Genomic DNA, 20,356 nt, shown 5'->3' on the forward strand with positions numbered 1-20,356 from the left:
TCCCATGGCTCTCAACCTGTTGGTCGGCACGATCGTCATAAGCCTGACGGTCGTCATTCACACCTTCGGCCTCATCGCGGTCACCCGTGCGATGGGACATCTGGTGGCGCGATTTCGCTTGCATGGTCGGCGAAGCCGCGTTCTTGCGATGATCAGCGTGGTAATGGGTCTTTTTGCCGTGATGACAGCCGAGGTCTGGTTGTGGGCCGGGGTGTATCGCATGCTCGGCGTCCTGCCCGACTTCGAGACGGCGCTCTACTTCTCCACCATCACCTTCTCGACGGTTGGCTATGGCGACATCGTGCCTGTTCACGCATGGCGCGTGCTGGCGGCACTGGAAGGGGTGAACGGTTTTCTCCTGCTCGGCTGGTCGACCGCCTATCTGATCGCGGCCGGAACGCGCATCGGCCCGTTCAGGGTTGGCGAGCACTTTTGACCGGCCGCCCGGACCGTTTCAGACTGCCACGGAATGTCTGCCCGTTCCCTTTTCGAGATATTTATCGAACCTCGCCGCCACTGTCCTGACGATGGGGCGGCTCTCCTCCGGCACGACAAAGGTCTCGCCGTCGAGTGCAAGCATCTTGCCGGCGCCGCCGATGGCCAGGCGGCTTGCCACGAGGAGCAGCTCTTCGCCGACCGATCCGAAGAGCTCCACCAGATCGATGGCCGAAAAGCGGAATTGGCACATCAGGCGTTCGATGATCCAGCCTCTCGCGACATCGTCGACACTCAGCTCGATGCCGCGGCCCGTCGCGAGTTGTCCGCTGTTCACAGCCTTCTCGTACTCGCCCGTTGCGGTGATGTTCTGTGCGTAGCCTTGCCGGAAGCGGCTGATGGCGGATGGCCCGAGACCGATCAGGGTTTCGCACCGATCCTCGGTATAGCCCTGGAAATTGCGACGAATCTTTCCGGCGCGAGCCGAGATGGCGAGCGCATCATCCGGCTTTGCGAAGTGGTCTATTCCGATTGCCTCATATCCGGCTGACACGATCAGCTGAGCTGCCAGCTGCGACTGAGCCAACCGTTCGGCGGACTGCGGCAGCCACGCATCGTCGATCATCGTTTGATGCTTCTTGAACCACGGTACATGCGCGTATCCAAACAACGCAATCCTGTCGGGCTCCAGCGTCAGCGCCTGCGTGACCGTCGAGGCAACGCTTTCGAGTGTCTGGTGCGGCAGCCCGTAAAGCAGGTCCAGATTGACGGATCTCACGCCGCGCGCGCGGGTGCCGTCCACAACATGGCGGGTCAACTGAAAGCTCTGTTCGCGGTTGATCGCCTTCTGCACCTTGGGATCGAAGTCCTGTACGCCCAGACTGGCTCTGGTCATGCCGATTGCGGCGAGGGCGTCCAGACGGGTCTCGTCCATGTCGTTGGGATCGATTTCGACGCTGACACTGGCGTCCTCAAGAAATTCGAACCGGTGCCGCAGGAGTTTTCCGAGCGCCAGCATGTCGTCGGGTTTCAACATGGTCGGCGAACCGCCTCCAAAATGGACGGCTCGGATGCGACCCCTGTCGCTCACAAGCTGCGCGACCGTTTCAATCTCCCTGTGCAGAGCGCTCAGAAAAGTCGTTACCGGCGCATAGTGTCTTGTCTGCTTGGTATGGCATGCGCAGAACCAGCACAGCCTGTCGCAATAGGGGACATGCAGGTAGAGTGAAATCTCGTCATCGCCTTCGAGCGCGTTCATCCAGCCGCGAACCGTTATCGCGTCAACGCCGGCGTGAAAGTGCGGCGCAGTCGGATAGCTCGTGTAGCGCGGAACGTTTTCTCCCGCCGCGACGGTCAAACTTGCCTGGCTGTTGTTGGCCGCATTTGTCTGCATGAGCGGCACCCTAGAAACGCCAGAATGCCGCGTCCTTGATCTTCGTCAAAGCAGCTGACGGCAAGGACAAACTGACGCAACGATTCTCGAGGCAGCGGTGGTATTCTGCCTGCATCTTGACCTCGAGCGATGAAATGACCGTCAGACAGGACGTTCACAGTTCCGGCATTCCCGTGCTTTGCCAGTCCTGCGAAGCGCGGCATCGCGGCGTCTGCGGCGCGCTCGATCCCAACCAGCTCGTCGGGCTCGCCAGAACCTCGTCAAGGCACAGTGTCGAGCCCGGGGCCGAACTGATCGGCGACGCCCAGGCCATCGACAGCTATTCGAACATACTTTCCGGCGTCGTGAAACTGACGAAGAGCCTTTCGGATGGACGCCAGCAGATTGTCGGCCTCCAGTTCGCGCCGGATTTTCTGGGACGTCCGTTCAAGGCGGAAAGCGAAATCAACGCGGAGGCCGCAACGGCTGTCTCCCTTTGTTCGTTCCCGAAGACGGCCATCGAACGCATGATGAAGGAATCGCCGGAGCTCGAACATCGCCTGCTCAAGCAGGCGCTGAACGAGCTCGATGAGGCGCGCGACTGGATGGTGACGCTGGGCCGCAAGACCGCGTCGGAGAAGGTGGCAAGCTTCCTCCTGATGATCGCCAGGAACATCGACCCCACAGCCGACCCGGCGGCCAGGTCGGCGACGTTCGATCTGCCGCTGACGCGCGCGGATATCGCGGATTTCCTCGGTCTGACGATCGAGACGGTAAGCCGCCAGTTGACCAGGCTGCGAACCGATGACGTCATCCGGATCGAGAACAACCGGCGCGTTTTGGTGGACAGCCTCGGCCGGCTGGAGCAGCGCTCCGGCGCCTAGACCCGGCGTCGCCGGCGCCCTTGCGGTTCTAGTCAGAATCTGCGATCCTGATCAGCGGCAGCACGTGCTCGCGTTCAAACGCTATATGCCGGCGCAGGCTTTCGAAGAAACCGCGCAACATGAAGCCGATGGCTTCTGCATTATCTACCCTCTCGCCGTGACCGATCGCCAGCAGAATTTCAGTGATCTCGTCGGCGAAGCATTCGTCTTCGACGTGCTCGGCGCGCAGCCGCTGGATTGAAGCAACACCCGCATTGTTGGCCGCCACCGCAACCTCGTAGGCGGGAAAGATGACCGTCTCTTCGTATCGATGAATGCTGCGCAGCAGCGGAACGATCGCGTTGGCCGTGCCGAGGCACTTCAGACGATCGACGCCTGGCAAGGCGTCTGCAATTCTTTCCAGGGCAACGCAGAGCTGCAGCTTCTCCCAATGCGCGCGCTTCATCACCGCGGCTGGGATCGCCTCCCTGCCCACTCGCGCCGAAGCCATCGCGTCTTCGCTGCGCGCATCGAACAACGACGGTCCTTGCTCCCCGCTCAATGCAGTCTCCCTTGGCTGGATCGAGGCTGCCCAATCCAAAACAAGGCGGCTTTGACCTGGATCAAGGCGACACCGCAGCAACTGCGGAATTGGTGCCGATGCGGATCGACGTCCGCGCACCAGAATCCAAGGTCGGGGACATGCCATGAAATTCGGCACGGAAATTGTCTTGTTGTGCTTCTTCACCTTCCTGGCGCTGGTGGCAGCCGGCTTTGGTGTCGACGAACCTTTCCGGCAGCACATGTGGGCGCTGTTCTTTGTGTTGCTCGGTTCTGTCGTTGTCCTCCTGCGCAACACGAGCTTTGCAGCGCCCGTCCCGATTGATCCCTCCGCCTATATGGATGGGCCGGTCCGTTACGGTGCCATCGCAACGATGTTCTGGGGCGTCGTCGGCATGCTGGTCGGCGTGATCATTGCCTTGCAGCTTGCCTACCCGGACCTCAACATCCAGCCTTGGTTCAACTTCGGCCGCCTGCGGCCGCTGCACACATCCGGCGTTGTCTTCGCCTTCGGCGGCAATGCGCTGCTTTGCACGTCTCTGTATGTTGTGCAGCGCACCTGCCGCGCCCGGCTCTTCGGCGGCGATCTCGCCTGGTTCGTGTTCTGGGGCTATCAGCTTTTCATCGTCATGGCCGCGACCGGCTACCTGCTTGGCATCACCGAGAGCCGCGAATACGCCGAACCCGAATGGTATGTGGACCTTTGGCTGACCATCGTCTGGGTCGCTTATCTCATCCTGTTCCTCGGCACGATCCTGAAGCGCAAGGAACCGCACATCTACGTCGCGAACTGGTTCTACCTGTCCTTCATCGTCACCATCGCGATGCTGCATGTCGTCAACAACCTCTCAATGCCCGCCTCGCTGCTGGGCTCGAAAAGCTATTCCGCCTTTTCCGGCGTTCAGGACGCGCTGACGCAGTGGTGGTACGGCCACAACGCCGTTGGCTTCTTCCTGACCGCCGGGTTCCTCGGCATGATGTACTATTTCGTGCCCAAGCAAGTGAACCGGCCGGTCTACTCCTACCGGCTTTCGATCATCCACTTCTGGGCGATCATCTTTCTCTACATTTGGGCGGGCCCCCATCACCTGCACTATACCGCCCTGCCCGACTGGGCGCAGACGCTGGGCATGGTGTTCTCGATCATGCTGTGGATGCCTTCCTGGGGTGGCATGATCAACGGCCTCATGACGCTCTCCGGCGCCTGGGACAAGATCCGCACCGATCCGATTGTCCGCATGATGGTCGTAGCCATCGCCTTCTACGGCATGTCGACCTTCGAAGGTCCGATGATGTCGATCAAGGCGGTCAACTCGCTGTCGCACTACACGGACTGGACCATCGGCCACGTCCATTCCGGCGCGCTCGGCTGGGTTGGCATGATCTCGTTCGGCGCGATCTATTACATGGTGCCTAAACTTTGGAACCGCGAGCGTCTGTATTCGCTGCGGCTCGTCACATGGCACTTCTGGCTGGCCACGCTGGGGATCGTCGTCTACGCCGCGGTGATGTGGGTTTCCGGCATCATGCAGGGCCTGATGTGGCGCGAATATGATGAGCAGGGCTTCTTGGTCTACTCCTTCGCCGAAACCGTCGCTGCCATGCATCCCTACTATGTGATGCGGGCTGCGGGCGGCGCGATGTATCTCTCCGGCGCGCTGCTGATGGCCTGGAACATCACCATGACCATCCTCGGCTACCAGCGCGAGGAGCAACCGTTGCCGGGTTCCGAGCCCGCCCTCCAGCCTGCCGAATAAGGAGCCACACATGGGCTTGATGGACAAACACGCAATCATCGAGAAGAACGCGACGCTTCTTCTCATTGGCTCGCTGCTCGTGGTGACTGTCGGCGGCATCGTCGAGATCGCACCGCTCTTCTATCTCGACAACACGATCGAGAAGGTCGAAGGCATGCGGCCCTATTCGCCGCTCGAACTCGCGGGGCGCAACATCTATGTGCGCGAGGGCTGCTATCTCTGCCATAGCCAGATGATCCGGCCGTTCCGCGACGAGGTCGAGCGCTACGGTCACTACAGCCTGGCGGCGGAGTCGATGTACGATCATCCGTTCCAGTGGGGCTCCAAACGAACCGGCCCCGATCTCGCGCGCGTCGGCGATCGCTACTCCAACGCTTGGCATGTGCAGCACCTCGCCGATCCGCGTTCGGTGGTGCCGGAATCGATCATGCCTCGCTATGCCTTCCTGAAGGATACGCCGGTCGAGGTGAAGAACTTCTCGACGCATCTGGTCGCCAACAGCCGGGTCGGTGTCCCCTATTCCGACGACATGATCGCCAACGCCAATGCCGATCTGATGGCACAGGCCGATCCCAGTGCCGACACGTCCGGCCTGGAAAAGCGCTATCCGAAAGCCAAGGTCGGCGACTTCGACGGCAATCCGCTGCAGGTCACCGAGATGGATGCCTTGGTCGCTTATCTCCAGATGCTCGGCACTCTGGTCGATTTCAAGACCTACGACGAAGCCGCCGGCTACCGCTGAGGAGACCGACCATGGATTACAATCTGATGCGGGAATTCGCCGACAGCTGGGGCCTGCTCGCCATGGCGCTGTTCTTTGTCGGATGCATTGCCTTCGCACTGCGGCCCGGCGGTCGCAGCCAAGCTGACGAAGCCGCCCGCATTCCCCTCAAGGACGACTGATCATGAGCACAGAGCATATCGACGACGTCTCGGGCATCTCGACGACCGGCCATGAGTGGGACGGCATCAAGGAGCTCAACAACCCTCTTCCCCGCTGGTGGGTGATAACCTTCTACATCACCATCGCCTGGGCGATCGGCTACACCATCGCCTACCCGGCGTGGCCAATGCTGTCTTCGGCGACAAGGGGCGTGCTCGGCTACTCCAGCCGCAACGATGTCAAGAACGAGTTGGCCGCTGCCGAAGCCGCAAAAGGCAAGTATGTCGCCGCCATCCAGGCGAAGACCGTCTCCGAGATCGCTGCTGATGACGCGCTGCGTGAATTCGCGGTTGCGGCCGGCGGAGCGACGTTCAAGGTCAATTGTGTGCAGTGCCACGGCTCAGGCGCCCAAGGATCCGCGGGTTTCCCCAACCTCAACGACGACGACTGGTTGTGGGGCGGCAATGCCGAGCAGCTCGAGCAGACGATCATGCACGGCATCCGCTTCGCCTCCAATCCTGATACGCGGCAATCGGAAATGCCTGCCTTTGGCGACATCATCACGGGCGACCAGATCAAGCAGGTCAGCGCCTATGTCGCCAGCCTTTCCGGTCCGGTCCAGGACAAAGGCCTGATCGAGCCCGGCGCCAAGGTGTTCGCGGAAAATTGCGTCGCCTGCCATGACGCTAATGCGAAGGGCAACAGGGAGTTCGGGGTGCCCGACCTGACCGATGCGATCTGGCTCTACGGATCGGGCGAGACGGCCATCGCGGCCCAGGTCCGCGTGCCGAAACATGGCGTCATGCCAGCCTGGATCGGACGTCTCGGCGAGACCAAGGTCAAGGAGCTTGCGGTCTACGTCCATTCGCTTGGCGGCGGAGAATAGGAGGCGGGGCCTATTCTCGGCCCTCGGCCGCCAAAGCGTAGAGGCCCGGCCAGCGCCGGGCCTCGTTTCATTCCGTCATGTGAAGATTGACCTGCATCAACGCGGCGAAGCCCGTCCGGCGGCAAGAGTTGCTCGGGCGGGATTATCGGTCGTGCGCAAATGGAGATGAAGGTGCTGGATCAGACGCAGGTGGAACGGCTGGAGGCAGAGGCGGTCAACTCCGCCAGGGTCCGGCAGCCGCTTTATGCCCCGCGCAGGAAGATCTTCCCGAAACGCGCTTCAGGCAGCTTTCGCCGCTTCAAATGGCTGGTGATGGCGATCACGCTGGGCATCTACTACCTGACGCCATGGCTGCGGTGGGATCGCGGCGCGTTCGCGCCCGATCAGGCAGTGCTGCTCGATCTCGCCAACCGCCGCTTCTACTTCTTCTTCATCGAGATATGGCCGCAGGAATTCTACTACGTCGCTGGACTTCTGATGATGGCCGGCATCGGCCTCTTCCTGATTACATCCACGGTCGGCCGCGCTTGGTGCGGCTATACCTGCCCGCAGACCGTATGGGTCGACCTGTTCCTGGTGGTGGAGCGGGCGATCGAAGGCGATCGCAACGCCCGCATGAAGCTTGACGCCGGCCCATGGACGGCACGCAAGCTGGTGCTGCGTGCATCGAAGCACGCCATCTGGCTGGTGATAGCGGCAGCAACCGGCGGCGCCTGGATCTTCTATTTCGCCGATGCGCCGACACTGGCCGGTGAGGTTTTCCATGGCACGGCCGCGCCGGTCGCCTATGTGACCATCCTCGTGCTGACGGCGACCACCTACACATTCGGCGGGCTGATGCGCGAACAGGTCTGTACCTACATGTGCCCATGGCCGCGCATCCAGGCCGCCATGCTGGACGAGAATTCGCTCACTGTGACTTACAATGACTGGCGCGGCGAGCCCCGCTCGCGCCATGCCAAGAAAGCCCTTGCCGCCGGACAGCCAGTTGGCGATTGCGTCGACTGCAATGCCTGTGTCGCTGTCTGCCCGATGGGTATCGACATTCGGGACGGTCAGCAGCTCGAATGCATCACCTGCGCGCTCTGCATCGATGCCTGCGACAGCGTGATGGACAAGCTCGGCAGGCAGCGCGGACTGATCTCCTATGCGACATTGTCCGACTACAATGCCAACATGGCTGTGGCCACTGCGGGGGGGTCACGCCCGGTGGATCCCTCGCTGGTGCGAACTGCCGACGGCGCCTTTTCGGAAAAGTTGGCGCATTTCCACATTCGCAAGATCTTCCGTCCGCGCACCTTCATCTATCTGGGCGCATGGTCGGCGGTCGGGCTCGCGCTGCTCTATTCGCTCCTGACCCGCGAGCGCCTGGAGCTCAACGTCCTGCACGACCGCAATCCGCAATTCGTGACGCTCTCGGACGGCTCGATCCGCAACGGCTACACCGTCAAGCTGCTCAACATGATCCCCGAGCCGAGGACGATCGTCGTCACATTGCAAGGCCTGCCGGGCGCCGAGATGAGCGCGGTCGGCATTGAGCTTCCCCCCGCCCGCTCTTTCGCCACCCTGGCCGATCCCGACCGGCTGAAGACGCTGAAGGTCTTCGTCCGCCAGCCAGCCGACCAGATCGGCGGCGCCGCGCAGAGCTTCAAGTTCCTGATCGAGGACAAGGCCGGCCTCGAATCCGCCGAATACACGGCCACGTTCAATGCACCGGAACCCGCCAGATGAGCGCCCATTCGCAGAAATCCCGCGAATTCACCGGCCGGCATATGCTGTTCATTATTCTCGGCTTCTTCGGCGTGGTCATTGGCGTCAACCTGACCATGGCGACGCTGGCCAGCAAGAGTTGGACCGGGCTCGTTGTCGAAAACACCTATGTGGCGAGCCAGCAGTTTAACCGAAAGGCCGAGGAAGGGCGCGCGCGGGCGGCGCTCGGCTGGACCGGCAAACTGACGATCGCATGGGGTGAGGTCCGCTACGGCCTCAGCGATGCCGCAGGCAAACCCGTTCCCCTGCACGCGGTGAAGGTTTTGTTTCGCCACCCCGCCTACGAGGCAGAGGACAAGTCCATCATTCTGGCCTCCACGGGCCAAGAATTTGCAGCGCAGCACACGCCGAGAGATGGCGTCTGGATCGTCGAAGTCGATGCCGATGCCGGTCTCGCGGAACCCTATCGCGACGTCCGTAGAATCATGATCTCCCATGGAGCGCTGCAATGAGCTGTTGTGCACCGGGCGCTGAAATGGCGTTGGCTCTGAACGAGAGCGCAGCCGCCCTGCCGTCAAGCCAGGAAATGCGGTTGGCTAGCCGCTCGCTTGGCGGGGACCTGCGCCAAACGGATCTCTCGGTACCGGCGGTTCACTGCGCAGCCTGCATTCAGACGATCGAGACAGCGCTTGGAAAGCTCGGGCGTATCGAGAGCTCGCGCGTCAATCTGTCGACAAAGCGCGTTTCGGTGCGGTGGCACGGTGACGAGGTTCCGCCAATCGTCGCCACGCTTGGGCGGCTGGGCTACGATGCGCACCTGTTCGATCCGGAGGCTGACGGCCAGGACAAGACGCTCTCGGAACTGATCCGCGCCGTCGCGGTCGCCGGCTTTGCGGCGGGCAACATCATGCTGCTTTCGGTGTCCGTCTGGTCCGGCGCCGAGGGGCCGACGCGCGATCTGTTTCATTGGGTGTCTGCACTGATCGCCATCCCCGCGCTCGCCTTCGCCGGCGGCATCTATTTCCGCTCGGCCTGGAATGCGCTGCGTCATGGACGCATGAACATGGATGTGCCGATCGCTGTCGGCGTCTCGCTGGCCTACGCTATGAGCCTCTACGAGACGATCAACCACGGCGACCACGCCTATTTCGACGCGTCAGTGTCGCTGCTGTTCTTCCTGTTGATCGGCCGCACACTGGATCATGTGATGCGGGAGCGGGCACGGACCGCGGTGAACGGACTGGCACGGCTCGCAGCGCGCGGCGCCGTAGTGCTGCGTGGCGATGGCATCCGCGACTACCTGCCGGTCGGTGAGATCGAACCCGGCATGGACTTGCTCATCGCCGCCGGAGAGCGAATTCCGGTCGATGGCAACATCCTCAGCGGAATCTCGGATCTCGATTGCTCGCTGGTATCCGGGGAAAGCACGCCCCGCACCGTGGGCCTGGGGGCGCAGGTTCAGGCCGGCATGCTCAATCTCACCGGTCCGCTGAAAATGCAGGCGACGGCCGCCGCGAAGGATTCCTTCCTGGCCGAAATGGTCCGGCTCATGGAAGCCGCAGAAGGTGACCGCTCCCAGTATCGCAGGATCGCCGACCGGGTCTCTGCCCTCTACGCACCTGTGGTCCACCTCGCGGCCTTGCTGACGTTCCTGGGCTGGATGGTCGCGTCCGGCGACTGGCACCTGGCAATGACGATCGCAATTGCCGTTCTTATCATCACTTGCCCATGCGCGCTCGGCCTCGCCGTGCCGATCGTGCAGGTGGTCGCGGCGCGACGCCTGTTCGAAGCCGGTGTCATGGTCAAGGATGGTTCGGCCATGGAACGGCTGGCGGCGATCGATACCGCACTGTTCGACAAGACCGGGACGCTTACGCTCGGCCAGCCGAGGCTGGTCAACGCGCCGTCCATCGACCCTACCATGCTGGCGATCGCGGCAGACATCGCCGCGCATTCGCGCCATCCGTTCTCGAAGGCCATAGCCGGTTTCGCGGGCTCTTCCGGTCAACCCAGTCTCGGATCCGTCGGTGAGCACCCAGGCTTTGGTATCGAGGCCAGCACAGAGGGCAACACCTGGCGTCTCGGCCGGCGCGGATGGGCTGGATGGAAGGCACGGACCGGCGGCGAAGGTAAATATGGCGGCTATGGCGGGACGGTGCTTTCGAAGAACGGGACGATCGTCGCCGCCTTCGCGTTCGAGGATGCGGCGCGCTCCGATGCCAAGGCAGCGCTCGCAAAGTTGCAGGATGCCGGCGTATCCGTCGAGATGCTGTCCGGCGACACCGCCAATGCCTGTGCCGAAGTCGCCAAGGCGCTGGATATCGACAGCTACGTTCCGGCGCTGCTTCCGTCCGGCAAGGTCGAGCGGATCGGGGCTCTGTCGAGGCAGGGCCACAAGGTTCTGATGGTGGGCGATGGGCTGAACGACACGCCCGCGCTTGGTGCGGCGCATGTCTCGATGGCCCCGGCGACCGCGGCCGATGTCGGTCGCAATGCCGCCGACTTCGTCTTCCTGCGCGAAAGCCTCCTGGCTGTGCCTTTGGCATTGGACATTTCCCGCAAGGCGGGCCGACTGATCGGGCAGAACATCGCAATTGCGATCGTCTACAACGCGTTTGCGGTGCCGATCGCCATATCTGGGCATGTGACGCCGCTCATCGCAGCGGTCGCGATGTCCGCCTCGTCGCTGCTTGTGATCGGAAACGCCCTGCGACTGCAAGGCTCAGCGAAAAGTTCATCGGCTGAAAGCGCTCCGCAAGATCGGCGCGCACACCCCGGCCTGCTGGTTCGACCCTCATGACGACGCTCGTCTACCTCATCCCGGTGGCGCTGTTCCTCGGTGCGCTTGGACTGACTGGCTTCCTGTGGGCCCTGAGGAGCGGTCAGTACGAGGATCTTGATGGGGCCGCGGCGCGCATTCTGATCGATCGGGATGAGCCGCCAAAGTGACTGCGCCGCTCCTCTGAAATGACGCAGGTCAATGACCCGATCGCTCAATCGTCCGACAATGGGCGGCATCCGATAAAGGGCTGGATGGAAATCAGGAGGCAGCAATGCAGGCCGAGGCCATAATGACGACGCCGGTCGTTACCGTAGGTCCGGGCGCGTCGATCGCCGATGCGGCCGAACTGATGCTCGCCAGGAAGATCGGCTGCCTGCCGGTCGTCCGCGATGACGGGACAGTTGCCGGCATTATCAGCGAGGGTGATTTCCTGCGCCGTCAAGAGCTCGGCACCCAGCGTGTTCGTCCTCGCTGGCTGGAGTTTGTCGTCGGCCCCGGCAAGTTGGCCAACGAATACGTCCTGGCAAGCGGACGTCGAGTTGACGAGGTGATGACAGGTCAGGTCGTGTCGGCGCCGCCCGGTGCCTCGCTCGCCGAGATTGTCGGGTTGATGACCGAGAACAAGATCAAGAATGTGCCGATCGTCCAGGCAGGCAAGCTCGTCGGCATCGTCACGCGCACGGACCTGCTGCGCGCACTGTTGTGCGTCCTGCCGAAATCGGGCGCGACGACGGCTGATGACGACTCCATCCGCAAGAACGTTCTGGCAGAGCTCAAACGCCAAGCCTGGAGCAACGGCGGCTTGATCGGGGTGAGTGTCGACCGAGGAACTGTCGAACTGAGCGGCGCAATCTTTGACGAGCGTCAGCGGAAGGCGGCTGTGGTTGCCGCGGAGAACGTTGCAGGCGTCAAGGCGGTCAAGGACAGCCTGTTCTGCGCGGGACCATTGTCAGTTGTGCTTGTGTCCTAGTAGGTCTGACAGAAGTCGGCAGCAAGCGGTGGCGACCAACCTTAGGTCGCGATCAGGGGTATCAATGGTCGAAGCAGCAGCATGGCGAATGCAATGAGTGCCGTGCCCGCTACCCTGTCTGTTGTTCTTCCGTCTTCGCCAAGCCGGCTACCGAGTAGAAGCCACACCGATCCCGTGGCAGCCGTGATGATCGGGAGAACAATCCAGAATATCGCCAGCGCCCGCGCTGCGGCGTCTGTCGGCACGATTGCCAGGCAATAGATAGACGCCTTCGGATTGAGGGCACTGGTTGCCAGGACGGAAATGGCGCCGCCATCCTTGGAGGCGTTGATCCGGGCACTTGTTATCAGGCGCAGGCCAAGGACTACGAGCCATGCGGCGGCGACCAGCTTCAGTGCCTCGATGGCACCGGGCGGCATCCAGGGACGCAGCGAAAACCAGCAGGCGGCGGCGATCCCGTACCCGCAGGCCTGCGCGATCAAAAGCCTGACCGCCTTTTCGCGTTTGACAGCCCCTGCCATCAGAAGGGCGTTGGTTGGCCCCGGCGCGACGAAAAGCAGAAATGCTTCCAGGAAAAATAGCGTACTCAAAACTGCCGGTCCCGTGGGCGCACATCCATCAACTGCAAAGCTCGGTTTGACGCGGCGGCTCTCGTCAAACCCGGACCTCCAACGGCATTCGCAGACCTCTCCCCGCTACGCGCGAGCTATGGGACGCTACCTGAGCGTCGGCCGCCTCTGAAAGCAACTACTGCCGGCCGGCCGCGTGCTGCAGCCGTGCGATGAGGTCGCGGTTGCGGCAGTAATCTGGCGGATCGTCGGCTTGCAGGTGTTGGTCAAGCCAGGTCGAGCATTCATCCTGGTGGCCGCAGGAGCGGCAGCGGTCCACCGCCCGATTGGTAACGGCGGCATGGTCCGCGATGACCTTCAACTGCCTGTCGACACCGAGCTTCTGCATCATGCGCCCCATCAGGGCGGTCCTGGCGTCTACTGAAATCAGATAGTCGAGAAAAGTCATTGGGATCACTCCTGTTTCCCAACCATCTTTGCCATGCCGGGGGTCGCCGCCTTGATCTTGGTCAACAGGCAACTCCACTTGCAAGGATCGTTTCGGCCGGCGGTCAATACGACATGAAGCGATGCATGCGGAGTGCGTGACGCCGCCAAAGGCCGTCTCGACGAGGGGCGGAACAATCGGCAGCCGCCAGGCCAACAAAGTGCGCTCCGAAACGCTCGGCCAGTTCGACCCCCAACTCATCCGAGCGCTTTTGCCTGGATTGGTTTTGCGTGCGCGGCCAGGAGTGATAATTAGCCCTCTTGCAAGCGTGGCCGAACCCAAGGACCTCAGGTGAGCCAAAACGAAGCGCTTATTTCGTCGGCCGGCGGGATGATGCTGCGATCCGTCTTGTCGCAGATGTTCGAGCAGGCTCCGGGCTTCATGGCCCTGATGCGAGAGCCGGACCATGTCTTCGAACTGACCAATGCCGCCTATCAGCGGTTAATCGGCGACAGGCGGGTGATTGGGAAGCCGGTGCGTGAGGCGCTTCCCGAGCTCGAAGGCCAAGGCTTCTTCGAACAGCTTGACGATGTGTACAAGACCGGTGAGCCATACCGGGGCCAGGGCGTGAAGGTCGCTCTTCGCAACAAGCAAGGCGAGCCGGCAGAAGAGCGCATCCTGGATTTCGTTTATCAGCCGATCCAGGACGGCGATGGCCGCACCACTGCGATCTTCGTCGAAGGCACGGATGTCAGCGAGCTCTCCTTTGCGAATGCCGCACTTCGGCTGCGTGAGGACCATCTGCGTTCGATCCTGGCAACGGTGCCGGATGCAATGGTCGTCATCGATGAACAAGGTCGCATTCAATCCTTCAGCACGGCCGCCGAGACGTTGTTCGGCTACGCAGCGAGCCAAGTCATAGGCCAGAATGTCAGCCTGCTGATGCCGGCACCCTATCGCGACGAGCATGACGCCTACCTGCGCCGCTATCTGGCGACCGGAGAGCGCCGGATCATCGGGCTTGGCCGCACTGTCACGGGAATGCGCAAGGATGGTTCGACCTTTCCCATGGAGCTTTCCGTCGGCGAGATGCATCCAGGAACCGGACGCTTCTTCACCGGCTTCTGCCGCGATCTGACCGAGCGTCACCGGGCAGAAGCAAGAATACAGGAGCAGCAACAGGAGCTGCTTCACATGGCGCGGTTCACCGCGCTCGGCGAAATGGCCTCGACGCTTGCGCATGAGATCAACCAACCACTGACCGCGATCACGAATTACCTAAAGGGCAGCCGCCGGCTGCTCGAAAGAAGCACGGAAGAGAATGCGCCGATGTTGAGGGAGGCCGTTGAAAAGGCAGCGGAGCAGGCCTTGCGGGCGGGAGATGTCATCCGGCACCTTCGCGACTTCGTCTCAAGAGGTGAAAGCGAGCGCCAGGTCGAGCGCCTGCCGGCACTGATCGAGGAAGCCTCGTCCCTGGCTCTCGTTGGCGCAAGAGAAGCCGATATGCGAGTAAGCTACAAGCTCGATCCCGCGGCCGAACTGGTCCTGACCGACCGCATCCAGATTCAGCAGGTTCTGCTCAACCTGATGCGCAATGCGGTGGAGGCCATGCAGGGCGCGACACGTCGCGAGTTGCATGTCATGACGATTGCCAGGGACGACGGTATGGCCGAAGTAAGCGTGATCGATACGGGCACGGGCCTCTCGCCCGAGGTGTCCGCCCAGCTTTTCCAGCCTTTCGTCACCACTAAGAAGCAGGGCATGGGCGTCGGCCTCTCCATTTGCCGCACAATCGTCGAATCGCACGGCGGTCATATCTGGGCCGAGGCAATGCCGTCTGGAGGAACCGCTTTCCGGTTCACCTTGCGCATCGTGAACAAGGAAGAGGTTGCCAATGGCCGGGAATGATCTCGTGCATGTGGTCGACGATGACGTCGAAGTTCGCAAGTCGCTCGGTTTTCTTCTCGCGACAGCCGATTTTGCCGTGCGCCTGCATGAATCCGCGACAGCCTTCCTGGCTTCAGCCACCGACAATGTCGACGGCTGCATCGTGACCGATGTGCGCATGCCAGGTATCGACGGCATCGAGTTCCTGCGGCAGCTGAGGGCTCGCGGGCACAGGCTTCCGGTCATTGTCATGACGGGTCATGCCGATGTCGCGCTCGCCGTTCAGGCGATGAAGGAAGGGGCTGCGGATTTCATCGAAAAGCCGTTCGACGACGACATTTTGATCGACGCGATCCGTTCAGCGCTGGGCAATCGCAATCGAGTTGATGCAACCCACCCGCAATCCGCGGAAATCCGCGGGCGGCTGTCAACGCTTTCGGAGCGGGAGCGGCAGGTGCTGGATGGGCTTGTGTCGGGTCTGCCGAACAAGACGATCGCCTATGATCTGGGAATCAGCCCGCGCACGGTCGAAATCCATCGCGCCAATGTCATGAGCAAGATGGCCGCCGGCAGCCTGTCGCACCTGGTTCGCATGGCGCTGATCCTGGATCCCAAGCACTAGGGTAATTGAGGAACGGAATTGCGGTCATCTGTCGGCGCCCTCTGCGCGTCCCAGTCGCGCCAATGGGTCGGGTGGATGTCGATATAGGCGCCCGTCGTCGCGTTCTTCCATCCGTTCCGCGTCCTCATGCAGGGAAATACAAGCGCATGCTCGCCATCCTCGTCGAGGACGGCGAGTTCGAGATCGCATTCGAACGGGGCGCTTAGGATAGGCTTCCACATCGCCCTAGGATGCGCGAGATGGCAGGCCTCGCCTTGATCTGAATCATTTTCCGAAATCGCCGAATGCGCGAACTTGGGCTTGCGAGCCCGAACCGGAGCACCCGGATGGCCGCGAGCAGTAGGAGATCGCACCGATGCTGATCCGCACACTTTCTGCCCTGGAATGCACGAAATTGCTGACCGCAAATCGCCTAGGCCACCTGGCGTGCGCGAAGGATGGGCAACCCTACGTCGTGCCGTTGTACTACGCGCATGCTGACAACCATCTCTATGCGTTTTCAATGCCCGGCAAGAAGATCGACTGGATGCGGGCCAACCCTCTGGTGTCGGTCCAGGTCGATGAGCGCGGCCAAGGCCGAGGCTGGAGAAGCGTTGTTGTCGACGGCCGCTATGAAGAGCTGCCTGACCGGATCGGTCATAAGCTTCAGCGCGATCATGCGTGGTCAGTGCTGAGCAAGCACCCCGACTGGTGGGAGCCAGGCGCCCTCAAACCGGTCCTGCCTGCCGTTTCCGATGGCGGTCCGCATGTCTTCTTCCGCATCTTCATTGGCGAGGTGTCGGGCCGGGAAGCAATTGAGTAGGTCTTCTGCCGCCAAAGAATGGCCGCCCCGGCGCGGCCTGTTTCGAGGCATGCACGGCGCTGCCCGATGGCTGTCGACCTTGATTGCTTCTGCAATCCCAGAGGACCCTTGTCCGCCTATGACGGGTTCTACGTAGTTTCCCGTAGGGACATAACCGAATTTCGCGCTCCGTGAATTCGAGCGATTGCTGTGACAACGGTCAACCGGGGACGCAGCGATGAACGCCTACACCACCGCAAGGATTTCAATTCCCTTACAGCCAGCCAATCCGAACCTGAAGGTGGCATTTGGCTCGGTGCCGGTCCAGCCAATCAGCTTCTTCCCCGCCGGGTCGGAAATCTATGCCCAGGGCGAGAAGGCTGGCGCCTTCTACCAGGTCGAGTTCGGCGCCGTCCGTGTCTACCGCTTGCTTGCCGATGGTCGCCGGCAGATAAGCGCCTTCCACTTGCCTGGAGAGACATTCGGCTTCGAAGCCGACACGACACATCATTTCTTCGCCGAAGCGATCAACGCCACCGGTGTCCGCGTGTTTCGCACCGCGGCCGGGGCTGACATGTCGCAGCAGCTGCTGCCGCTCGCGCTCAAGGGGCTGACAAGGGCGCAAGAGCACTTGCTCGTCCTCGGCCGCCAGAACGCCATAGAACGTATCGCGGCGTTCCTGGTCGATTTGGCAGAGCGCCAAGGTGGTCTGCGGCAGGTCGAACTGCCCATGTCGCGCGTGGACATCGGCGACTATCTCGGCCTCACCATCGAGACCGTCTCGCGGGTCTTCACCAAGCTGAAGGAGCGAGGCGTCATTCGCCTGCTCAGCCTGCGCTGCATCGAAATCGTTAGACAGGACGCGCTGCGCGATATGAGTGAATGAGTCCAACTCTGGTCATGGAAAGGGCATCGCGCGGATTCACGACGCCTTGAGGCGCAAGCCACAGGGCACGCATTCCGTCGGGCAGCCTTCCAGCCAAAGCGGCTGAGAGTCGCTTGGAGCGGTTCGAGCGCCGGTGGGTTTCGAGTCCCAGATTTCGAGGTCTCCAATAAAAATAAAGGAAATCAGTCGGTAGACAGTGCTTTGGTGGGCCCGGAGGGTGTATAACGGTCAGGCTTCATTTGCCTGTTTGCGGGTTTGAGAAACCGCTACGGATCGTGTGTGTCCGCCGTTGGCCGCAACCGCAACCTCCGGCCCATACTGATTGTGCAAATGAACGGGCCTGGCTTTTCGGCGGTGCAGCATGTTCACGCCTTCGACCGCCATCGAGAAGATCATCGCTGAATAGATATAACCCTTGGGGACATGGACGCCAAAGGCATCCGCGACCAACGTCATGCCGATCATGATGAGGAAGCCGAGTGCCAGCATCTTCACAGTAGGGTGAGCATCGACAAACTTTCCAACCGGTCCGGCGGCCGCGATCAGGACGGCCATCGACGCGACGACAGCGACGGCCATGACCCAGATCTGGTTGGCCATGCCGACGGCGGTCACGATCGAGTCAATGGAAAACACGAGGTTGATCAGGGCAATCTGCGACACGACGGCTACGAAACCTGCGCGCACGGTGGCACCAATGTGGCCCTCTTCTCCCTCGAGACTTGCATGTATCTCCTGGGTGGCCTTGTAGATGAGGAACAGACCGCCGCCTGCCAGGATGAGATCCTTCCCGGAAAAGCCGTGCCCGAAGGCCTCGAACAAAGGTTCGGTCAAGCCAATGATCCACCCGATGAACAGCAGCAGGATCAGTCGCGGAACGAGGGCCAGCGCCATTCCGAGAAACCGCGCCTTTGGCTGCAGCTCGGGAGCAAGTTTGCTGACCAGAACCGAGATCACGACAAGGTTGTCGACACTCAGGACGATTTCGAGCGCTGTAAGCGTCAGCAGGCTGAGCCAGATTTGCGGGTCGGTTATCATCTTCGCCCTCCCTTCGGGCACCCAGTTGGATTTGCTTTTGGCTTGATCTTGTCGCGCTGCCGGTGGCGACGATGAGGAGCGCCGGTCGCGGCGGCGCGGATCGGCAAACCGCACCTGAAGTTCATTTTCAGATGCGGTTTGTTGGCCGCCTGAATGGCGGTGCTGTAGCTATTCTGCCGCTGCCGTGACAGGCTGGGCTTCGGGCAGGAGAGAGGCGGGTTCACCCCGCCCTTCGAGGTCGTCCAGCAGCGCCATCCACAGCGAGATGCACAGCCCGACCATGACGACAAGGAAGGGTGCTGCCGCGATGATCGACGCGGTCTGCAGGCCCTCCAGGCCTCCCATCACCAGCAGCACACAGGCCGACGCGCCCGCTAGGACGCCCCAGAGGACCACGACGATGCGCGCGGGCTCAAGCGTGCCGCGTGACGACAGCATACCCATCACGATCGAGGCGGCATCAGCTCCCGAGATGAAGAAGATCGCCACAAGGAAGATCGCGACGAACGAGGTGAGCGCCGTTCCCGGATATTGTTCGAGTAGGGCAAACAGCGAGATGGCGGCACCCTTGGTGTTGACCGCCTCGACAAGTCCGCCGACCCCCATCAGTTCAGAGTGCAGCGCGGTGCCGCCCATGATGGTGAACCAGAGAAAGGTTACGCCGCTCGGGATGAGCAGAACGCCGATGACGAACTCGCGGATCGTCCGCCCCCTGGAGATGCGGGCAATGAAAACGCCGACAAAAGGTGCCCAGGAAACCCACCACGCCCAGTAGAAGATGGTCCAGCTGCTCAGCCATTTGCCGTCGCTGAAGGCAGCGGTGCGGAACGACATCGTGACGAGATTGGTCAGGTATTCGCCGAGCGCTTCGGTGAAGGTGTTGAGGATGAAGACGGTCGGTCCGACAACGGCCAGGAAGAGCAGCAAGGCGGCGGCGACAACCATGTTCATGTTGCTCAGGAACTGGACGCCCTTGCCGACTCCCGACACTGCCGAAAGGATGAACAGCACCGACAGCACAGCGATGATCGCAAGGGCAATGCCTGTTCCCTCGCCGGTTCCCCAGAGAAAATTCAGACCGCTGTTGATCTGCTGTGCGCCAAGGCCGAGCGATGTCGCAGTGCCGAACAGCGTGGCGATGAGGGCGAGAATATCGATCGTCTTGCCGATCGGTCCGTTGACCGCGCTGCCGAGCAAGGGGGTGAATGCGCTCGAGATCAGGATGGGCAGGCCCTTGCGGTAAGTGAAATAGGCGATAGCCAGACCGACAATGGCGTAGATCGCCCAAGGGTGCAGCGCCCAATGAAAATAGGCATATTCCATTGCGATCAGCGCAGCTTCCTTGGACTGCGGGGCGGCCAGCCCGTGAGGCGGCGCGCCAAAATGGAAGACCGGCTCGGCAACCCCCCAGAACATCAGTCCGATGCCCATGCCGACGCTGAACATCATGCACACCCACGAAACGGTAGTGAATTCCGGCAACTCGTCGTCGGCTCCAAGTCGGATCTTGCCGAAACGGCTGATCGCCAGGAACCCGGCAAAGACCAGAAACATAGCCGTCGAGACAACAAAGCCCCATCCGAAACCATTGATGATCGCCGCGAGCGTGGCGTTCGTCACGGAGGCGAGGCTATCCGGGGCAGTGGCTCCCCATAAGATGAACGCGGCTGTTATGGTTAGGGCCGGCCAGAATACCGCCGTATCTATGCCCCGTAACCTGCTTGTAGTCGACATGCGTGACCTCCCAAATCAATTTCGAAACCAGTTCCTAAAAAACTCCCCTTGGACGTCAAAGACCCGACCTCCTGCGAGACCAAGGTCGCGGACGACGAACGTGAAGCGTTCGCCGTTGGCGCCGTTTCGAAGTGTCGGATTTGACCCTCCTCCACCACACCCGTCAGGGTAGAAAGGGTGGGCAGGGAAGGAT

At 61.6% G+C, this 20,356-nt stretch carries 21 protein-coding genes; 15 read left to right on the forward strand and 6 right to left on the reverse strand.

Annotated features, from left to right (window positions below; all coding sequences use genetic code 11):
* The first annotated feature begins 4 nt into the window (after positions 1–4).
* Positions 5–436 (forward strand): potassium channel family protein, encoded by a 432-nt coding sequence (locus tag EN742_RS00980; RefSeq protein ID WP_127406671.1) that lies wholly within the window; start codon positions 5–7, stop codon positions 434–436.
* Positions 437–454: 18 nt separating this feature from the next.
* Here EN742_RS00980 and hemN read toward each other — a convergent pair whose 3' ends face one another.
* The gene (gene hemN, locus EN742_RS00985; protein WP_127406672.1) at positions 455–1,828 is read right to left on the reverse strand and encodes an oxygen-independent coproporphyrinogen III oxidase; all 1,374 of its coding nucleotides are present in this window, start codon (positions 1,826–1,828) and stop codon (positions 455–457) included.
* A 134-nt stretch (positions 1,829–1,962) separates the two neighbouring features.
* On the opposite strand from hemN, the gene EN742_RS00990 reads away from it, so the two are divergent.
* Positions 1,963–2,691 (forward strand): Crp/Fnr family transcriptional regulator, encoded by a 729-nt coding sequence (locus EN742_RS00990; RefSeq protein ID WP_127421371.1) that lies wholly within the window; start codon positions 1,963–1,965, stop codon positions 2,689–2,691.
* A gap of 28 nt (positions 2,692–2,719) precedes the next feature.
* Here EN742_RS00990 and EN742_RS00995 read toward each other — a convergent pair whose 3' ends face one another.
* Positions 2,720–3,136, reverse strand: coding sequence for a hemerythrin domain-containing protein (locus EN742_RS00995; protein WP_127406591.1), 417 nt, complete (start codon positions 3,134–3,136; stop codon positions 2,720–2,722).
* Positions 3,137–3,377: 241 nt separating this feature from the next.
* Between EN742_RS00995 and ccoN the strand changes: the two genes are divergently transcribed.
* The 9 genes from ccoN (at position 3,378) to EN742_RS01040 (ending at position 12,219) form a co-directional block, all read left to right on the forward strand.
* On the forward strand, positions 3,378–4,988 hold the full coding sequence (gene ccoN / locus EN742_RS01000; RefSeq protein ID WP_127406586.1) for a cytochrome-c oxidase, cbb3-type subunit I: 1,611 nt from the start codon (positions 3,378–3,380) through the stop codon (positions 4,986–4,988).
* A 10-nt stretch (positions 4,989–4,998) separates the two neighbouring features.
* The gene (gene ccoO / locus EN742_RS01005) at positions 4,999–5,730 is read left to right on the forward strand and encodes a cytochrome-c oxidase, cbb3-type subunit II (RefSeq protein WP_126058908.1); all 732 of its coding nucleotides are present in this window, start codon (positions 4,999–5,001) and stop codon (positions 5,728–5,730) included.
* Between the two features lie 11 nt (positions 5,731–5,741).
* Entirely contained in the window at positions 5,742–5,891 is a 150-nt protein-coding gene (locus tag EN742_RS01010) for a CcoQ/FixQ family Cbb3-type cytochrome c oxidase assembly chaperone (RefSeq protein ID WP_019860163.1), read from the forward strand.
* Between the two features lie 2 nt (positions 5,892–5,893).
* A complete protein-coding gene (gene ccoP, locus EN742_RS01015; protein WP_128332271.1) occupies positions 5,894–6,757 on the forward strand; it encodes a cytochrome-c oxidase, cbb3-type subunit III in 864 nt (287 codons plus the stop codon).
* A gap of 171 nt (positions 6,758–6,928) precedes the next feature.
* Positions 6,929–8,488 carry a cytochrome c oxidase accessory protein CcoG gene (gene ccoG / locus EN742_RS01020; RefSeq protein ID WP_189347844.1) on the forward strand — a complete coding sequence of 520 codons (1,560 nt, stop codon included), beginning with the start codon at positions 6,929–6,931 and terminating at the stop codon, positions 8,486–8,488.
* Positions 8,485–8,979, forward strand: a complete 495-nt coding sequence (locus EN742_RS01025) for a FixH family protein (RefSeq protein ID WP_126058906.1) — start codon at positions 8,485–8,487, stop codon at positions 8,977–8,979. The genes ccoG and EN742_RS01025 overlap by 4 nt, the downstream gene beginning before the upstream one ends.
* Positions 8,976–11,267, forward strand: a complete 2,292-nt coding sequence (locus tag EN742_RS01030; protein ID WP_128332272.1) for a cation-translocating P-type ATPase — start codon at positions 8,976–8,978, stop codon at positions 11,265–11,267. The genes EN742_RS01025 and EN742_RS01030 overlap by 4 nt, the downstream gene beginning before the upstream one ends.
* Positions 11,264–11,416 carry a cbb3-type cytochrome oxidase assembly protein CcoS gene (gene ccoS / locus EN742_RS01035; RefSeq protein WP_126058904.1) on the forward strand — a complete coding sequence of 51 codons (153 nt, stop codon included), beginning with the start codon at positions 11,264–11,266 and terminating at the stop codon, positions 11,414–11,416. The genes EN742_RS01030 and ccoS overlap by 4 nt, the downstream gene beginning before the upstream one ends.
* A 104-nt stretch (positions 11,417–11,520) precedes the next feature.
* Positions 11,521–12,219: a CBS domain-containing protein gene (locus EN742_RS01040; protein WP_127422349.1), complete on the forward strand. Its 699-nt coding sequence runs from the start codon at positions 11,521–11,523 to the stop codon at positions 12,217–12,219.
* 41 nt (positions 12,220–12,260) lie between these two features.
* Here EN742_RS01040 and EN742_RS01045 read toward each other — a convergent pair whose 3' ends face one another.
* Together EN742_RS01045 and EN742_RS38950 are read right to left on the reverse strand one after the other, a co-directional pair.
* Positions 12,261–12,701: a hypothetical protein gene (locus EN742_RS01045; protein ID WP_245482303.1), complete on the reverse strand. Its 441-nt coding sequence runs from the start codon at positions 12,699–12,701 to the stop codon at positions 12,261–12,263.
* Positions 12,702–12,966: 265 nt separating this feature from the next.
* On the reverse strand, positions 12,967–13,431 hold the full coding sequence (locus EN742_RS38950) for a DUF6455 family protein (RefSeq protein WP_245482304.1): 465 nt from the start codon (positions 13,429–13,431) through the stop codon (positions 12,967–12,969).
* 174 nt (positions 13,432–13,605) lie between these two features.
* Between EN742_RS38950 and EN742_RS01060 the strand changes: the two genes are divergently transcribed.
* From EN742_RS01060 to EN742_RS01080, 4 genes are all read left to right on the forward strand, one after another.
* Positions 13,606–15,123 carry a PAS domain S-box protein gene (locus EN742_RS01060; protein WP_245455794.1) on the forward strand — a complete coding sequence of 506 codons (1,518 nt, stop codon included), beginning with the start codon at positions 13,606–13,608 and terminating at the stop codon, positions 15,121–15,123.
* Positions 15,110–15,724 carry a response regulator FixJ gene (fixJ, locus tag EN742_RS01065; RefSeq protein WP_126058900.1) on the forward strand — a complete coding sequence of 205 codons (615 nt, stop codon included), beginning with the start codon at positions 15,110–15,112 and terminating at the stop codon, positions 15,722–15,724. Before EN742_RS01060 ends, fixJ begins: the two co-directional genes overlap by 14 nt.
* A 355-nt stretch (positions 15,725–16,079) precedes the next feature.
* Entirely contained in the window at positions 16,080–16,526 is a 447-nt protein-coding gene (locus EN742_RS01075) for a pyridoxamine 5'-phosphate oxidase family protein (RefSeq protein ID WP_126058898.1), read from the forward strand.
* A gap of 217 nt (positions 16,527–16,743) precedes the next feature.
* Complete coding sequence (locus EN742_RS01080) at positions 16,744–17,391, forward strand: helix-turn-helix domain-containing protein (protein ID WP_126058897.1); 648 nt, start codon at positions 16,744–16,746, stop codon at positions 17,389–17,391.
* 228 nt (positions 17,392–17,619) lie between these two features.
* Here the strand turns inward: EN742_RS01080 and EN742_RS01085 are convergent, their stop codons facing one another.
* Positions 17,620–18,429, reverse strand: a complete 810-nt coding sequence (locus EN742_RS01085) for a TerC family protein (protein ID WP_126059401.1) — start codon at positions 18,427–18,429, stop codon at positions 17,620–17,622.
* A gap of 168 nt (positions 18,430–18,597) precedes the next feature.
* Positions 18,598–20,163, reverse strand: a complete 1,566-nt coding sequence (locus tag EN742_RS01090; protein ID WP_126058896.1) for a BCCT family transporter — start codon at positions 20,161–20,163, stop codon at positions 18,598–18,600.
* Between the last annotated feature and the right edge of the window lie 193 nt (positions 20,164–20,356).

This window comes from Mesorhizobium sp. M4A.F.Ca.ET.020.02.1.1 (genome assembly GCF_004022645.1).
Taxonomy (GTDB): domain Bacteria; phylum Pseudomonadota; class Alphaproteobacteria; order Rhizobiales; family Rhizobiaceae; genus Mesorhizobium.

Bases quoted from the DNA above. Each gene is read 5' to 3' on its own strand.
- EN742_RS01090 (WP_126058896.1), bottom strand. From the start codon at position 20,163: ATGTCGACTACAAGCAGGTTACGGGGCATAGATACGGCGGTATTCTGG.
- EN742_RS01060 (WP_245455794.1), top strand. From the start codon at position 13,606: ATGATGCTGCGATCCGTCTTGTCGCAGATGTTCGAGCAGGCTCCGGGC.
- ccoP (WP_128332271.1), top strand. From the start codon at position 5,894: ATGAGCACAGAGCATATCGACGACGTCTCGGGCATCTCGACGACCGGC.
- EN742_RS01010 (WP_019860163.1), top strand. From the start codon at position 5,742: ATGGATTACAATCTGATGCGGGAATTCGCCGACAGCTGGGGCCTGCTC.
- EN742_RS01080 (WP_126058897.1), top strand. From the start codon at position 16,744: ATGAACGCCTACACCACCGCAAGGATTTCAATTCCCTTACAGCCAGCC.
- hemN (WP_127406672.1), bottom strand. From the start codon at position 1,828: ATGCAGACAAATGCGGCCAACAACAGCCAGGCAAGTTTGACCGTCGCG.
- EN742_RS01040 (WP_127422349.1), top strand. From the start codon at position 11,521: ATGCAGGCCGAGGCCATAATGACGACGCCGGTCGTTACCGTAGGTCCG.
- ccoN (WP_127406586.1), top strand. From the start codon at position 3,378: ATGAAATTCGGCACGGAAATTGTCTTGTTGTGCTTCTTCACCTTCCTG.
- EN742_RS01075 (WP_126058898.1), top strand. From the start codon at position 16,080: ATGCTGATCCGCACACTTTCTGCCCTGGAATGCACGAAATTGCTGACC.
- ccoS (WP_126058904.1), top strand. From the start codon at position 11,264: ATGACGACGCTCGTCTACCTCATCCCGGTGGCGCTGTTCCTCGGTGCG.
- EN742_RS00980 (WP_127406671.1), top strand. From the start codon at position 5: ATGGCTCTCAACCTGTTGGTCGGCACGATCGTCATAAGCCTGACGGTC.
- fixJ (WP_126058900.1), top strand. From the start codon at position 15,110: ATGGCCGGGAATGATCTCGTGCATGTGGTCGACGATGACGTCGAAGTT.
- EN742_RS01085 (WP_126059401.1), bottom strand. From the start codon at position 18,429: ATGATAACCGACCCGCAAATCTGGCTCAGCCTGCTGACGCTTACAGCG.
- ccoO (WP_126058908.1), top strand. From the start codon at position 4,999: ATGGGCTTGATGGACAAACACGCAATCATCGAGAAGAACGCGACGCTT.
- EN742_RS00990 (WP_127421371.1), top strand. From the start codon at position 1,963: ATGACCGTCAGACAGGACGTTCACAGTTCCGGCATTCCCGTGCTTTGC.
- EN742_RS01030 (WP_128332272.1), top strand. From the start codon at position 8,976: ATGAGCTGTTGTGCACCGGGCGCTGAAATGGCGTTGGCTCTGAACGAG.
- EN742_RS01025 (WP_126058906.1), top strand. From the start codon at position 8,485: ATGAGCGCCCATTCGCAGAAATCCCGCGAATTCACCGGCCGGCATATG.
- EN742_RS00995 (WP_127406591.1), bottom strand. From the start codon at position 3,136: ATGAAGCGCGCGCATTGGGAGAAGCTGCAGCTCTGCGTTGCCCTGGAA.